Below are 14,946 nucleotides of genomic sequence, written 5' to 3'. Positions count from 1 at the left end.
CCTCCAAGCGTGCATTTCATGTTATTTTTTTAAGGATTATCCGCTTGATGCAAGGATTTTCTGCAGAAAATATGCAATCTAGTTCGAAATTGCGCGCATAAACTGCTTGAGTAAGCGATTATTGTGACATGCATTTGGAGAGTGGAGCCTATATGACAGATGGCGGCGTTTTCGCCCTGGAGGTGGAAGACATCCACAAGAGTTTCGGAGCGAATCCCGTTCTGAAGGGCGTATCTCTGCGTGCTGCTAAGGGCGATGTAATCTCAATTATTGGTTCGTCGGGCTCTGGAAAAAGCACGTTCCTGCGCTGCATCAACTTCCTGGAAATGCCGGACCGAGGGCGCGTCGTCGTCAATGGTGAAGAGGTTGCCATCAAGCTGGGGCGGCGTGGTGAGCCAAAGCCTGCCAGCTGGCGTCAGGTCGAACGGTTGCGGACCGGACTTGGGATGGTGTTTCAAAACTTCAATCTCTGGGCGCATCGGACAGTTTTAGAGAATGTTATCGAAGCGCCGGTGCATGTGATGGGCGTTAAGCGGGCGGAAGCCATCGAACGCGCCGAGTCCTTGCTGCATAAGGTCGGTCTCTACGATAAGCGCGATGCTTATCCGGCTTTCCTCTCGGGCGGGCAGCAACAGCGTGCCGCCATTGCCCGCGCACTCTGCGTGGAACCTGCCGTCATGTTGTTCGATGAGCCTACGTCGGCGCTTGATCCGGAACTGGTTGGCGAAGTGCTGAAGGTCATTCGTGATCTGGCCGAGGAAGGCCGCACCATGCTGCTCGTCACCCATGAGATGCGCTTTGCCCGGGATGTTTCCAGCCATGTCCTGTTTCTTCATCAGGGCCGGATTGAGGAGCAGGGACCGCCTGAACAGGTCTTCGGCAATCCGCTCAGCGACCGCTGTCGGGAATTTACCGGCGGGATCGGCGCCTGACGGCATCTTTGAAAATTTAGAATTCAACCAGGAGAAAGCCTTTTATGAAATTGTTTCCGCTGCTGTTGGCCAGCGCTGCCTTTGCCTTTTCCGCTTTTTCGGCGCAGGCCGATGTGCGCTTTGGTGTTATGAACGAATCCTATCCACCCTTCTTCGCAAAGGATGCGGGCGGCAAGTGGCAGGGTTGGGAAAACGACCTGATGGATGCTGTTTGCGCTGAGATGAAAGAGAAATGCTCTATCGTCGAACTATCCTGGGATGGGTTGATACCGGCATTGGGCGCCAAGAAGTTCGATGTGATCTGGTCTTCTATGTCGATTACCGATGAGCGCAAAAAGGTGATCGATTTCACCGACAAATATTACAATACCCCCAGCCGGCTGATCGGCATGAAGGATATGAAGCCGGGTGCCAGCGCTGATGATGTCAAGGGCAAGACCATTGGTATTCAGGTGTCCACCGTTCAGTCAGAATATTATAAAAAGTATTTTGCCAAGGTGGCCTCTGAAAAGACCTATCAAACCCTTGATGAAGCCTTTCAGGACTTGGCAGCGGGACGGATCGATTACGTGTTCGGCGATTCCATCGTACTCGACACTTTCGTCAAGAGTGATGCTGGCAAGGATTGCTGCGCCAATATGGGCGATGTCGCCGATGATGCCGCCGTGCTTGGTTCAGGCGTCGGTGGTGGTTTGCGCAAGGACGACACCGCTTTGAAGGCAAAGTTGAATGCGGCGCTGGCTGCTGTCCGGGCCAGCGGCAAATATGATGAGATCACCAAGAAATATTTCGATTTCAACATCTACGGTAAGTAAACGGTAGCTTACGTAAATGGCAGTGTCCCCCGGCATATTCGATCTGCTTTCCCCCTATCCACCTGGATGGGGCGGGACGCTGCTATGGGGTGCCGGGGCAACGCTTGTCATTTCGGCGGGCGCTTTTTTGATAGGGCTGGTGATTGGGATTGGCGGGGCTTTGGGCAAGCTGTCTGGCAACCGCCTGCTGCTCGGATTGCTCGATGTGTATACGACAGCGGTGCGCGCCGTGCCGGAACTGATCCTGATTGTCGGTCTTTATTATGCAGGCACTGATGGGCTTAACCGACTATTGCAGGCATTCGGCATGCCAGTGGTCGAGGTGAATGGGTTGATTGCCGCGATTGCGGTTCTGGGTGTCGTCCAGGGTGCTTACATGACCGAAGTGCTCAGGGGGTCTATCCTGGCGATCCCGATTGGTCAAAGTGAGGCGGCAAAAGCCTTCGGCATGTCACCGATCCAGCGGTTTCACAGGGTTACTTTGCCGGCGCTGCTGCCCAACGCCCTGCCCGGCCTTGCCAATTTGTGGATGGCTGTCACCAAGGATAGCGCGCTGGTTGCCGTCGTCGGCTATCAGGAACTGGCGCTGGCGACCCGGCTGGCGGGGGCGAGCACCAAGCATTATTTCCTGTTTTTCCTGGCTGCCGCCCTGCTCTATCTGGCCATCACTCTCGTTTCCAACCTGTTCTTCAAGCTGATCGAGCGCCGGGTGCGGCGCGGTCAGCCGCTGCTGTCCTAGGAGATGCGATGGATTTCTCCTGGATAGGCAATTATTGGCCTCTGCTGCTCACCGGAGCATGGCAAACTCTTGCTTTGTTGGTGATTTCGGTGGTCTTTGGTTTTGCAATCGCCATTGGCCTTGCCTTCGCTCAGGTCAGCGGCGGACCGGTGACGCGGGTCCTTGCGCGCGGCTATTCGACGTTTTTCCGTGGCACGCCGCTATTGATCCAGCTCTGGTTGCTTTATTACGGCGTCGGATCATTGCTGCCGATGATCCCCGGCATTCGTCAAAGTTTGATCTGGCCGCTGTTGCGGGAAGGATTTTTCTTTGCGGCAGTCAGTTTCACGCTCAATTACGCGGCCTATGAGGCCGAAGTTTTGCGCGGAGCTTTGCTAGTCGTGCCTAAGGGCGAGCTTGAGGCGGGCCGTGCTTTCGGCATGGGTCGCTTCACGCTCATTCGGCGGGTCTGGCTGCCGCGTGCGATCCGGATTGCTCTTCCCACCATCGCCGGGGAAGTGGTCATGCAGCTGAAGGCCACCCCCCTCGCCTTTACCGTGACGGTCATGGATCTCTATGCGGTCGCTTACAAGGTGCGCCAGGATACGCTGCTTGTCTATGAACCGCTGATCGTCGTTACCCTCTTCTATCTTGCTCTCACTGCGATCATTGCCCGTTGCTTCCGGGTGGTCGAGGCGCAGGTTCCAATCCGGCGATAACCAACAGGACTATATGTATGACAAAGGTTCGCATTCTCGATGGCGGCATGAGCCGTGAACTTCTTCGGCTCGGTGCGGAGTTGAAGCAGCCGGAATGGTCGGCGCTGGCGCTGATTGATGCCCCTGACATCGTTCGTCAGGTGCATGCGGAATTCATTGCGGCGGGTGCCGAGGTTGTGACGACCAACTCTTATGCATTGGTGCCGTTTCACATCGGGGAAGAGCGTTTCCAGAGTGAAGGCCCATCGCTGATTGCTCTGTCGGGTGAGTTGGCGCGGCAGGCGGCGGATGCTTCAGGTCGAAAGGTGCTTGTAGCCGGGTCTTTGCCACCGATCTTCGGTTCCTATGAGCCGCAGAATTTTGATCCATCGACGGTTGATGCCTATCTGGATGTGCTGGTTGCCAACCTTGCGCCCTTCGTCGATGTGTGGCTTGGTGAAACGCTCAGTCTGATTGCCGAAGGCGAAGCCGTTCAAAAAGCGGTTGCCGCAACAGGCAAGCCCTTCTGGATTTCTTTTACGCTTGCTGATGAAGCGGGACAGGATATTGGCGGCTCACCGAAGCTTCGCTCCGGCGAATTGGTCCAGGATGCCGCGCTTTGGGCAACTGGCTCTGGCGCATCGGCGCTGTTGTTTAATTGCAGCAAGCCGGAAGTGATGAAGGCGGCGGTGGATGTGGCGGCAGCGACATTCAGGCAAAAAGGTGTTTCCCTGGACATTGGTGTCTATGCCAATGCTTTTGAAGGTGAGCAGGGTGAGGCCGCAGCGAATGAAGGCCTGCATGAGACCCGCGCCGACCTGACTGATGATGCCTATTGCCGCTTTGCCTGCGATTGGGCTGACGCGGGGGCGACGATGATTGGCGGTTGCTGCGGCATTGGCGCGGCGCATATACACCAATTGGCGAAGGCTCTTTCTGCTTAGTCTAAACGTCTATGCGCCGGGTTTGGCCTTGCGCATGATCCAGAGAAAAGCAAGGCATCCGGCAAGACCTGTGACGATGCCAATCGGCATGTCCTCCGGTGCAACGGCCAGTCTTGCCACGAGATCGGCGAGGATCAGCACCAATGCGCCCGTCAGCGCCGAGAGCGGCAGGACACGGACATTGTCTGATCCCGCCAGTGCGCGCACCATATGGGGAACCATCAGGCCGACAAAGCCGATGGCACCTGAAAATGCGACCATTGTCCCGGTGATGAGTGCAGAGATCACAAATAATATCATGCGAAACCGGGCGACAGGCACGCCCAGGGTTGTCGCCGTCTCATCGCCCATCGCCAAGGCATTCAGCAAACGCGCATTGGGCAGCAAATAGCAAAGCCCGGCGGCGAGCACAGCGGCGGGGTAAATCAGGTGCTGCCATTGGGCAAGGCCAAGCCCACCGAGCATCCAGAAGGTTACGGTTTGGGTGGCGCGGGGATCTCCGAGAAAGACCAGCAGATTGCCGAGCCCGGTAAAGAAAAATCCGACAATCACGCCCGACAGCACCAGCCGGTCGGCCTGAAGGCTGCGGGTCAATCCCGCCACCAGTCCCACCGTGGCGGTGGCGAGCAGCGCCCCGCCAAATGCGAAAAGCGGCACGGTCAGCAGTCCGAAGATCATGCCGGTATGCAGCAACGCGAGGATTGCACCAAAGGCGGCGCCGGAGGAGACACCGAGCAGATGCGGATCGGCGAGCGGATTGCGGGTCGCTGGTTGCAGGACCGCCCCGGTTAGCGCCAGCCCAGCCCCGACAAGTCCACCGAGCAGCACCCGTGGAAATCGAACATCCCAGACGATGCTCACCCGCCCCGCCGGCCAGTCCACCGTAAAACTGCCTGGAACCAGGTGATTGGCAAGGATTTTCCAGACGGTGGCAACTGGAATGGGAGCCGCACCCAGCGAAATGCCGGCACTGACAACGATGATGATCGTCAGAACCAGCAGGATCGGCACAGATAAGCGTTTAATGAAAGTCAATGCTTACAGACTTTGCGGATGAAAGGCTTGGGCCAGCCGGGCGATGGCATCGATATTACGCGGTCCTGGGGTTGCCTCGACATAGTCAAGCACAACGAAACGATCATTTTTCACGGCGTCGATATTCTGGAAGGCCGGGTTATGCTTCATGTAATCGATCTTCTGTTGAGCGGTTACTTCGCCATAGTTGACGATGATGATCACCTGCGGATTCCGCTCGATCACCGGTTCCCAGGACACCTCCGTCCAGCTTTTCTCCACGTCATCCATGATATTGACGCCGCCAGCCGCCTCGATCATTGCGGTGGGAATACCGAAGCGACCGGATGTGAACGGCTTCTGTTCACCGGAATCATAGACAAAAACGGTTGCAGGCTTGTCTGTTGGACTGATTTTGGCCTGGATTTTTGCCAATTGCTGGCGATAGCCGGCAACCAATGCCTCTGCCCTGTCTTCGACCCGGAATATCCGGCCCAAGTTGATGAGGTCGATGAACATATCGTCCATGGTCGGCTTGGCCTTGGCCATGATGTGAATGCAGCTTTCCGTCAGTTCATAGACCTTGATGCCCAACGGGCTGAGGGTGTCCGGTGTCACCTCGCCGCCGACCTTCATGCCATAGTTCCAGCCGGCGAAATAGAAATCCGCATTGGCATTGAGCAGGACTTCCTTGCTCGGATATTTCGGCGACAGTTCCGGCATTTGGCGGACACCCTCGCGCAGCTTTTCGTCCAGTGTCTTCCAGCCGGAAACCCCGGTATAGCCGACCATATGATCCTGCAATTTCAGCGCCAGCATCATTTCGGTCAGGTTGACGTCATTGGAGACGGCGCGTTGCGGGGCTGTATCAAAGGTAACCTCACGGTTACAGCTCTTGACGGTAACGGGTTCCGCTGTGGCTGCGGTGAGGCTGACTGCGGCAAGAAAGGTTGAAAGTGTGAAAATGAGAAGAGCGTTTTTCATGTATGGTCCAATGGGTTGCGGATCAGGCACTGAGCGCGAAGGAAAAATTGCGGGTGGCGCCGCCATCTAGGCTGTGGACATGGGTTTGAACGGTGAAGGCTGCGGACAGATGGTCTGCGGTCAGGACATCGCGCGGACAGCCCTCGGCAATCATCTGTCCATCCTTCAGAATGATTGCTCTTGTGGCAAAACCTGCGGCAAGATTGATGTCATGCAGTGTGGTGACGATGGTAATGCCGAGACCACGCAACAGATCGAGAATTTCCAACTGGTTGCGAATATCGAGATGGTTGGATGGCTCATCCAGAATGAGCAATTGCGGGTCTTGCGCCAGCGCCCTGGCGACGAGAACGCGTTGCTTTTCGCCGCCTGACAAAGTTGCAAAATCACGTCGCGCCAGATCGGTGACATGGAGGTGATCCATGGCATGCAGCGCTCTGGCTTTGTCGTCTCCGGTGCTCTGCGACCTTTTCCAGGCGCTTTTCTGCCAGGGAATTCGGCCCATCATGACGATATCTTCGACGGTAAAAGGGAAATCTGCCGGCATTTCCTGGACTACGACGGCGATCCGGCGGGCGACCGTCCGCGGATCGATTGTCCATACATCCTGCCCGTCCAGTAGCACCCTGCCCTCACCCGGGCGCACGGCACGATAAAGGCAGCGCAGCAGAGTTGTCTTACCCGCCCCATTCGGGCCGAGAATGGCCAGGCGCTCACCAGCGGTAAGCGTAAAATCGATATTTTTTATCAGGGATCGCGCGCCAGTTGGCCCATAGCTGAGCCCCCTCACCTCAAGCGAGGCACCATGACCGTCACAGCTCATGCAGGAGCCTGCATCGGTTGACCGGACATCAGGCGTGCCGCGCCTCGGGCCGGATCGTCTGAAAAAGGAACGAATGGCCACGCCTCTCGGCGGACCTGAAGTCTTATCGCTGCCATCGGAACACCCCGTCCGTTGCGGTTGAACATCTAAATGGCAGGTCTCCTGGCTTGCGGGTCGCTGTTGGCCTGCGCCTTCCCGGCTTATCGCCAGTGGCATCGTGCAGGCCCACTCGCCGCTCACAGTTGCGGGGGCAGCCACGGTTTCGGTCCCTTTTGGGTAAGCCTCACCGTATTCCCTTTTCAGCCGCAGCCTTCTTTGCAAGGCTACAGCACCATTTGGATCTATCACTGACATGGGTTGCGGTTCCGCACAAGTCTGTTTTCAAACTATATCGATAATTAGGTTTTGTTATAACGTTACGTAAAATGGGTCAAGCTAAAGAGCGTGGATTTGTTTGGTTGGCTTGGTGCCAAGCCGAACAAATCCGGACAAGCTTTAGGTGTTAAGGACGCAGACCGTTGAAAGTAACCTTGGATATGGCTTCTTACTTACGGCCACCCATTTCAACGATTGGCGGTTCGGCGTCGGCGGGCAAGGGACTTTGATAGGGTTGGCCCTTGCGACGGGCGACCAGATCGGCAAGGGCCGCTTCGCGTAACTGTTCGCTTTCGAAGGCGGCGCGGCCTGTGGCGGCCATGACCTTTGCCGCAGCCACCATGCCCTTGTGAGCCAGCGGACTTTTCCCCTGCGTCACCAATTGCCAGGTGTGGAACGGTGTGCCGATGGCGCAGGTTGGCCCATCGGCCTGGACGGTTGGCACCACCCAGCTGACATCGCCGACGTCGGTTGACCCGGTTAGCAGCGGCGTGCGGTCATGGGCGGGCAGAATGAAATCGGCAAGCGGGATATCGCGCTCCGGCAGGCCTTCAAAACGCCAGGGCGCCGACTTTTCTTCCGGCGTTAAGACGGCGCGGATTGTTTCGGCGAAAGCCCGATCCGCCGCATCGAAGGGTGGTGGGCCGAGTTCTTCCCAGGCCTCCTGCATGGCCGCCATCAGCGGACCATTGGTCAGCACGTTGGAAACGGCGCTGATTACCTGTGTTTCCAGCCGGGTCTCGGTCATCAATGCCGCACCCTCGCCAATTTTCTTCACCCGCTCCACGAGGGTCTTCATGCCTTGCAATTCCGGGGCGCGGATCAGATAGCGAACCTTGGCATAGGCCTGGACGACATTGGGTGAAATGCCGCCCGCATCGAGAATCGCGGCGTGTACGCGGCAATCGGATGGCATATGTTCGCGCATATAATTGACGCCGACGCTCATAAGCTCGACCGCATCGAGAGCGCTGCGCCCCAGATCGGGGTTTGATCCGGCATGGGCCGCCCTCCCCCGGAAAGTGAAATCGACACGGGAATTGGCAAGCGAGGTGGTGCGCTGCACGCCAGCGAAGGAGTTTGGATGCCAACTAATGGCTATATCGACACCTTCGAAGGCCCCTGCCCTGACCATAAAGGCCTTGGCGGCTCCGCCCTCTTCGGCCGGGCAACCATAATAGCGCACCCGTCCGGGCAAGCCTTTTTCTTTCAACCAGTCTTTCAGGGCCGAGGCCGCCAAGAGAGCGGCAGAGCCGAGCAGATTATGGCCGCAGCCATGGCCGTTGCCGCCTGCGGCAATTGGCTTATGTTCAGCGACGCCCGCTTCCTGGCTGAGCCCGGAAAGAGCATCATATTCGCCCAGAAACGCAATGATGGGGCCGCCCTCCCCCGCTTCGCCCATCACGGCGGTGGGTATGCCGGCCAATTGTTCGCTGACACGAAATCCTTCGGCCTTCAGCATGGCGACATGCTCTGCAACGGACGATTCTTCCATGTAGCAGGTTTCCGGCATGCCCCAGATCCGGTCGCTCAAGGCGATAAAATCAGGCGTCTTGGTATCGATGATCGACCAAAGTGCGGCGGATGTATTGGGGGAAACGGTCATGGGGGCACCTTTGACAATAAACAGCTGCTGACCATAAAAGCTTGGCGCTCAACAGCAAGCTTTTATGCCGTTGCTCTCCCAGGAAATGTGATTATGTGATGGAAACTTGCAGCGCCGCTCTTCTGCTTCAGGATAGCGGTTCCGTGCTTGTGTCTGCCGCGCGGGCCTTGGCTGCCTGGAGAATGTCGCGGGTTTCGCGCGCCTTGGCAACCGCTTCTGAAAGCGCCCGGTTTGGAACAGCGCCAGGATCTTCCTGGCCGTCGCTAAGCTGGCTCTCCTGTTCGAGACTACGGATCAAATCCTTGAAGGCCTCAGGTCCTTGAAGGCTTGCCGTCAGCAGGGAAATCAGCAACTCGCGGTGGGCGTTGATACGCCCCCGCATTGTTTCCGGAGTTGCGTCCGTCATGAATGCAGGCTCCGAGCCGGCTTGGTCCGCGCCGGAGTACGGCGATGGGTGACCGCATTATAAAGAGCGGCATATTGTTCGGCGCTGCGCTCCCAGCTGTAATGCGCCCGCATGGCTTGAAGCTGCAACCGCCGCCAATGGCGGGGTACAGCATAGGCGTCCAACGCCCGGCGAAGCGCGTGGCGCAGGCCCTCTGTGGTGATCTGGTCGAACTGGAAGCCGGTTGCCGCCTTGGCCGACATTGCCGCATCATTGGCATCGATAATGGTTTCCGCCAGCCCGCCCGTGCGTGACACCACGGGTACGCAGCCGTAGCGCAGGGCGTAAAGCTGTGTCAGGCCGCAGGGTTCGAAACGCGATGGCTGAATGATGGAATCGGCACCACCATGAATGCGATGCGCGGTTTCCTCGTCATAACCGATCTTGACGGCCATGCGGCCAGGAAAGCGCTGCGCAGTCTCGATCAGCGCCTGTTCCAGGGCGCGATCCCCCTGCCCGAGAACGATCAGCTTACCGCCGCCGTCGATGATCTCGCTGGCGGCCTCTGCCAGCATATCCATGCCTTTTTGCCATGTAATACGGGTAATGGCGGCAAAGAGCGGACCATCATCATTGTCCAGGCCGAACTGGTTTTGCAAATCCACCTTGTTCAACCGCTTGAGGCCGATGGTTTTCTGGTCAAAGCGCGTGAATAGATGCGGATCGGTGGCCGGGTTCCAGATTTCCGGATCGATCCCGTTGACGATGCCGCGTAGCTTGTCCTTGCGCTGTCTGAGAACGCCCTCAAGGCCCATGCCAAAGCGTGGCGAAAGGATTTCCCGGGCATACGTCGGGCTGACGGCGGTGATCATGCTCGACGTCATCAACCCACCCTTCAGGTAGCTGATATCGCCATAATACTCCATGCAATCCGTGGACATCACGCTTGGCGGTAGTCCGATGGAGGGCAGCAGGGCAGCGTTGAACTGGCCCTGGAAGGCCAGATTGTGAATGGTCAAGACCACAGGTGTCGCGCAATCCATGTGCCGCAAATAGACTGAGGTCAGAGCGGTTTGCCAGTCATGAGTGTGAACGACATCGGGAACCCAGCCTGGCAGGCTGCCAGCGGCAATTTCGGCGGCGGCCAGAGAAAGGACCGCAAATCGCTTCCAATTGTCGGGATGGTCAAGGCCGTTCTCGTCCACATAAGGGCCACCCGGACGGTCGAACAATTGTGGGGCATCGAGTATGAAAAGGTCGAGACCATGAATGCTTGCGGCATAGAGCGCGGCGGATTCGCCAAGAAGGTCTTCGAAAACCAACAGCGGCGGTTGGTCCCGGATCAATCTGCGGACATTGCTATAGCCTGGAATCAGTGTTCGGGTGGCTACACCAAAATTGGCGAGCGCCTTTGGCAGAGCGCCCGTCACATCGCCGAGACCGCCAGTTTTAACGAGTGGAAAAATTTCCGAGGTGACGGAGAGCGATCGCAGACTCTGATCGATGACATTGCCTTTCTGCATGCGTTGCGGAAGGCAGCGGATTCCAGCCGCAGCGGTCGCCATGTCCTGCCGGTCTGAAAAAACAGGTGCCATCAGATTATCTTTCGCTTGCGTTTCGTCGCTGCGGCAGGCTTTGGATCTTGTGGCGCATCGGCCATCTCAGCTTCTGGGCTTTGTCTGGTCTTGGCAGCCTGTTCCTTGTGAATTGGGGCTTTCGCAGTTTTGGTGTTCGCGGCTTGGCTCGCGCGTTTCAGAGCGCCTGCCTTGGCCTTTTGCGCGGATTGCGAAAGTTCTTGAAATTCGCGATGCGCCTGCTGCCAATGGGCATCGTCCTTCCCGTGTGGCTTGCCCTCTTCTTCCCAAAGGCTATAGGCTCGTTTTTCGATCCACTCTTTGTCGGATGGCTTCATCGTCTATCTCCCATTGACCACCCCTCTAACGTGAAATCGGCCGTTTCTGTTCCCCGCGCAATGGTCGTTTCGTGAAATTTTCATCGCTGACTTGCGGATAGGCAGAATGGGATAAAGGAACCATCCATCAACGCCCTTGGCAGACAAGGAATTATCGCTTTTTCAGGAACAATAACCCTTGCCCATCTGTTTTCGACCTGAGCGTCAAATACAAAGAAAAGACAGCGCGACAAAGGAGAAGGCAATGGAATTGATTGGCACCTTGGTGCATCCTGAAAAGGGCGGACGGTCTGGATACAATGTCGAGTTCGTTTCCGACAGTGGCGATGTGGTCTCCGTCCAACTGAAACAAAGCGAAGGACGGTCTCTGACACGCGAAAATGCGCCGGAAGCAGCCAGGTCCCTGCTGAAGGAAATCAGCACGAAAGAGGTTGTTGAGGGCGGTACACGTCACGCCGACCAAGCCCGGCGGGACGAGGGCGACCGTGATCTCAACGATGCGCTGGAAGATACCTTTCCTGCCAGTGATCCAGTGTCAATGGCAACGTCCAGCACGATTGGTGGGACGGGAAATAACGACAACTGATCATCGCATGATGGCGGTTGGCCAAAAGTTGACAGGTTGACATCTGTCAACGCCGACGGGCGCAGCAACAGCATAAGTCACTCGCGGGTTAGCAAAAAGAAGAATGGCCTGTCGAAATCACGATGCTCCATCAGTCCGAGACAGCGGCGGTCATCGATACGGCGAAAATGGTCAATAATCGGCTTTTCGTCATAGATCATCGCAGCACTGACAGTGCCGCCCAGTGCGACGGGCCTTAACCTTGCTTTTGGCCGGCCAGAGGCAAAGAACCGTCCCAGATTACGAACTGCTGCTCTTCCCACCGCGTTATCGAACAATCCGGGTGATGCCAGCAAAAGCCGCAGTGGAATGAAGAACGGATTTAACGGATAGAAACCGAAGCGGTCGCGCATGATAAGCGGATGACCTTCGTCGGCGGAGACAAAATTCTTGCCGTGCCAACCGAAAGGCGGCATCAGGCCATCTATCGGATGATTTGTCGCTAACTCCTGCCCGACCCACATGCCGATCATGTCATCGACTTCAAGGGCAGGCAGTTGGAGAAACCTGGCAATTGCTTCTTCGCCCGTTGTGCCATGCTGTTGCCATTGGGTCAGCCAGTCCGTATCTGCAAGAGCCTGTGTGGTCACGGCAATGTGTTCCCGCTTTCTAGAGTTTCCGGTCCGGCGCATTGCATGACGTTTTCCCTTGCCTCATGAGGCTCCTCTCCAGGTGATGGTTCTGGACTGTTTGCTTGTTGCGCTTTCTATGCGGCAATTATGCGTTGCTGCTATCAACATCACTTCACGGCATTTGTTCCTCTTGGGGCTGTCACGCTGCGTTGAACCTGGGTGAGGTATTGTGTTTGCGAATAGTTCAAGCCTTTGATCCCTTTGATACGCCTTCAGAAAACGAGCCGGACGCAGGACCGGATTTGTTTGAAACGCTGAAAAGTGATGGCAGGTGTGCACCAGTGGGGTTTGCATCGTTGAGATGAATGGCCTACTCCCTAATGCATGAAATAGTTGACATATGACAATTGCCAAGAGGCGCCATTGCCCTCGCGTTGTCAGTGAAGAATGGATGAGCGGCGATCATGACGCGGTTTTTACCCGATAAATTCACCCTGATGCTTGTGCTTACAGTGGCTCTGGCTTCAGTCTTGCCGATCAGCGGGCAGCCGGCGGTTTATTTCGGCTGGGCAACGAAAGTTGCGATTGCGGCGCTGTTTTTTCTGCATGGCGCCCGCCTGTCGCGCGATGTCGTGATTGCTGGCATGTTGCATTGGCGCTTGCATCTGTCGATCCTGGCCGTGACCTTCGTGATCTTTCCTTTGCTCGGCCTCGGGCTGGGATTTTTCGTGCAGGGTTTCCTGCCGTCTTCGCTTTATCTTGGCATTCTTTATATCTGTGTCCTGCCATCGACCGTCCAGTCGTCGATTGCCTTTACCTCCATGGCAGGCGGCAATGTACCAGCGGCGATCTGTTCAGCCTCGGCCTCGAATATTTTCGGCATGATCCTCACCCCCCTGCTCTGCGGGCTGCTGCTATCGGCCGGTGGCCATGGGGGGATTTCGCTCGACGCTGTCTTGCAAATCTTCGTGCAACTGCTGCTTCCGTTCATTGTGGGGCAGTTGCTGCAACCCTTTATCGGCAATTGGGTCAGGGCGCGCAAATCCTTGCTGTCGCCAATTGATCGCGGCTCGATCCTGATGGTTGTTTATGCCGCCTTCAGCGAGGCGGTCATCGAGGGGATCTGGAAGCATTTCTCGCTGGCCGATATCGGCGCGGTCGTGGTGGTCGATATCGTCCTGCTGGCGTTGGCGCTGATCATCACTACCTTCGGCAGCCGGTTGCTCGGTTTTTCCAAGGAGGATGAAATCGCCATCACCTTTTGTGGCTCAAAGAAAAGCCTGGCCTCCGGCGTGCCGATGGCCAGCGCGATCTTTGCCGGGCAAAGCATTGGCGCCATCGTCATGCCGTTGATGCTGTTTCATCAGATCCAGCTGATGGCCTGCGCGGTGATTGCCCAGAAATATGCGGAAAAGCGCAAGTTGAAAGAAGCCGAAGTGGCGCTTGCTTCCGCCTGAGGCACTTTTATATCAATGCGAGGATGCTGGTGCCGCCTCGCATTGAAGGCACACTCAGGAAAAGGCAATTTGAGTTTTCATGGCCTTGCTCCGGTCAGATGCGATGGCGAAGGCGGAAAGCGCGTCTTCCAAAGGCACGGTGTGGGTAATCAGCGGCTTTACGTCGATCAGCCCCTTGCGCATCAGCTCCACCCCGACCGCAAATTCACTGTGGAAACGGAAGGAGCCGCGCAGGTCGAGTTCCTTGGCGGTAATGGCCATCATTGGCAAGGTCATATCGCCGCCAAGACCAAGCTGCATGATGACGCCGCGTGGACGCATGGCGGAAATTCCGCCAGCCAGCGCCGAGGCGACGCCGGTGCATTCGTAGAGCACGTCGAATGTGCCTTTCCCCACAGCGTATTCTGCAAGGCCGTCCGGCTGGGTTGCGGTGTTGATCACCCGGTCAGCGCCCGCCGCCTTGGCCAATGCTAGCGTGAAGTCCGAGAGATCGGTGGCAACGATTTCTTTCGCCCCGGCTCTGCGGGCGGCAATGATCGACAAAACGCCAATCGGGCCGCAACCTGTAACCAGAACCCGCTTGCCGAGCATTTCGCCTGCCCGCCGCGTTGCGTGCAACGTCACGGCCAGCGGTTCGGCCATCGCCGCCTCCCCCGCGCTCAGTCCATCCGCGACCACGCATTGCCTGGCATCGGCGACAAGGCTTTGCCGGAACGCACCCTGGATATGGGGAAAGGACATGGCGCTGCCGTAAAACCGCATATTGATGCATTGATTGTGCAGACCTTCCTGGCAATAGGTGCAGGTGTGGCAGGGTCGTGACGGTGAGACGGCGACGAGTTGGCCAATGTCCAGTCCTGTGACCCCTGCCCCCAGTGTCTCGACATAGGCCGAGACTTCATGGCCAAGGATCATCGGCTGTTTCAGTCTGACTGCGCCAAAACCACCGTGATTGTAATAGTGCAGGTCGCTGCCGCAGATGCCGCCGGTGGCAAGCCGTAGTTTCACTTCGCCGTGACCGGGCTCGACCTCGTCCACTTCTTCGATGCGAACGTCTTTTGCCGCATGGGCAACAATGGCTTTCAT

Annotated in this window: 16 protein-coding genes and 1 riboswitch; of the genes, 7 read left to right on the top strand and 9 right to left on the bottom strand. The window is 57.0% G+C overall.

The window, feature by feature from the left end; genetic code table 11:
* Window positions 1–152 precede the first annotated feature (152 nt).
* Genes H1Y61_RS20655 through H1Y61_RS20635 form a run of 5 tightly spaced genes read left to right on the top strand, consistent with a single transcriptional unit; the run spans window position 153 to window position 4,107 of the window.
* The gene (locus H1Y61_RS20655) at window positions 153–932 is read left to right on the top strand and encodes an ABC transporter ATP-binding protein (RefSeq protein WP_174112182.1); all 780 of its coding nucleotides are present in this window, start codon (window positions 153–155) and stop codon (window positions 930–932) included.
* Window positions 933–976: 44 nt separating this feature from the next.
* Window positions 977–1,747: a transporter substrate-binding domain-containing protein gene (locus H1Y61_RS20650; RefSeq protein ID WP_180574650.1), complete on the top strand. Its 771-nt coding sequence runs from the start codon at window positions 977–979 to the stop codon at window positions 1,745–1,747.
* Between the two features lie 16 nt (window positions 1,748–1,763).
* Window positions 1,764–2,486, top strand: a complete 723-nt coding sequence (locus H1Y61_RS20645) for an ABC transporter permease (RefSeq protein ID WP_174112184.1) — start codon at window positions 1,764–1,766, stop codon at window positions 2,484–2,486.
* A gap of 8 nt (window positions 2,487–2,494) precedes the next feature.
* Window positions 2,495–3,184, top strand: coding sequence for an ABC transporter permease (locus H1Y61_RS20640; protein ID WP_180574649.1), 690 nt, complete (start codon window positions 2,495–2,497; stop codon window positions 3,182–3,184).
* A 17-nt stretch (window positions 3,185–3,201) separates the two neighbouring features.
* The gene (locus H1Y61_RS20635) at window positions 3,202–4,107 is read left to right on the top strand and encodes a homocysteine S-methyltransferase family protein (protein WP_180574648.1); all 906 of its coding nucleotides are present in this window, start codon (window positions 3,202–3,204) and stop codon (window positions 4,105–4,107) included.
* A gap of 9 nt (window positions 4,108–4,116) precedes the next feature.
* Here the strand turns inward: H1Y61_RS20635 and H1Y61_RS20630 are convergent, their stop codons facing one another.
* The 7 genes from H1Y61_RS20630 to H1Y61_RS20600 form a co-directional block, all read right to left on the bottom strand.
* Complete coding sequence (locus tag H1Y61_RS20630) at window positions 4,117–5,142, bottom strand: iron ABC transporter permease (protein WP_235680918.1); 1,026 nt, start codon at window positions 5,140–5,142, stop codon at window positions 4,117–4,119.
* Window positions 5,143–5,145: 3 nt separating this feature from the next.
* Window positions 5,146–6,105, bottom strand: a complete 960-nt coding sequence (locus H1Y61_RS20625) for an ABC transporter substrate-binding protein (RefSeq protein ID WP_180574647.1) — start codon at window positions 6,103–6,105, stop codon at window positions 5,146–5,148.
* A 22-nt stretch (window positions 6,106–6,127) separates the two neighbouring features.
* The gene (locus tag H1Y61_RS20620; protein ID WP_180574646.1) at window positions 6,128–6,928 is read right to left on the bottom strand and encodes an ABC transporter ATP-binding protein; all 801 of its coding nucleotides are present in this window, start codon (window positions 6,926–6,928) and stop codon (window positions 6,128–6,130) included.
* Between the two features lie 135 nt (window positions 6,929–7,063).
* A riboswitch (cobalamin riboswitch) is annotated at window positions 7,064–7,279 on the bottom strand.
* Window positions 7,280–7,472: 193 nt separating this feature from the next.
* A complete protein-coding gene (locus H1Y61_RS20615; RefSeq protein ID WP_180574645.1) occupies window positions 7,473–8,909 on the bottom strand; it encodes an amidohydrolase in 1,437 nt (478 codons plus the stop codon).
* Between the two features lie 127 nt (window positions 8,910–9,036).
* A complete protein-coding gene (locus H1Y61_RS20610; RefSeq protein WP_156552912.1) occupies window positions 9,037–9,315 on the bottom strand; it encodes a hypothetical protein in 279 nt (92 codons plus the stop codon).
* The gene (gene glgA / locus H1Y61_RS20605) at window positions 9,312–10,787 is read right to left on the bottom strand and encodes a glycogen synthase GlgA (protein WP_180575237.1); all 1,476 of its coding nucleotides are present in this window, start codon (window positions 10,785–10,787) and stop codon (window positions 9,312–9,314) included. The genes H1Y61_RS20610 and glgA overlap by 4 nt, the downstream gene beginning before the upstream one ends.
* A 101-nt stretch (window positions 10,788–10,888) precedes the next feature.
* Window positions 10,889–11,206: a DUF2934 domain-containing protein gene (locus H1Y61_RS20600; RefSeq protein ID WP_180574644.1), complete on the bottom strand. Its 318-nt coding sequence runs from the start codon at window positions 11,204–11,206 to the stop codon at window positions 10,889–10,891.
* A 244-nt stretch (window positions 11,207–11,450) separates the two neighbouring features.
* Between H1Y61_RS20600 and H1Y61_RS20595 the strand changes: the two genes are divergently transcribed.
* Window positions 11,451–11,792 (top strand): hypothetical protein, encoded by a 342-nt coding sequence (locus tag H1Y61_RS20595; RefSeq protein WP_174112192.1) that lies wholly within the window; start codon window positions 11,451–11,453, stop codon window positions 11,790–11,792.
* 77 nt (window positions 11,793–11,869) lie between these two features.
* On the opposite strand, the gene H1Y61_RS20590 is transcribed toward H1Y61_RS20595, so the two are convergent.
* Window positions 11,870–12,421 (bottom strand): DUF4334 domain-containing protein, encoded by a 552-nt coding sequence (locus H1Y61_RS20590; RefSeq protein WP_197971658.1) that lies wholly within the window; start codon window positions 12,419–12,421, stop codon window positions 11,870–11,872.
* 446 nt (window positions 12,422–12,867) lie between these two features.
* Here H1Y61_RS20590 and H1Y61_RS20585 point away from each other — a divergent pair, with 446 nt between their 5' ends.
* Window positions 12,868–13,860 carry a bile acid:sodium symporter family protein gene (locus tag H1Y61_RS20585; RefSeq protein WP_180574642.1) on the top strand — a complete coding sequence of 331 codons (993 nt, stop codon included), beginning with the start codon at window positions 12,868–12,870 and terminating at the stop codon, window positions 13,858–13,860.
* A gap of 54 nt (window positions 13,861–13,914) precedes the next feature.
* On the opposite strand, the gene H1Y61_RS20580 is transcribed toward H1Y61_RS20585, so the two are convergent.
* The gene (locus H1Y61_RS20580; RefSeq protein ID WP_180574641.1) at window positions 13,915–14,946 is read right to left on the bottom strand and encodes an L-idonate 5-dehydrogenase; all 1,032 of its coding nucleotides are present in this window, start codon (window positions 14,944–14,946) and stop codon (window positions 13,915–13,917) included.

Source organism: Agrobacterium vitis, assembly GCF_013426735.1.
Taxonomy (GTDB): Bacteria; Pseudomonadota; Alphaproteobacteria; order Rhizobiales; family Rhizobiaceae; genus Allorhizobium; species Allorhizobium vitis_D.
The sequence above is the reverse complement of the archived record's forward strand: the minus strand, read 5'-3'. Positions and strand labels throughout refer to the sequence as shown.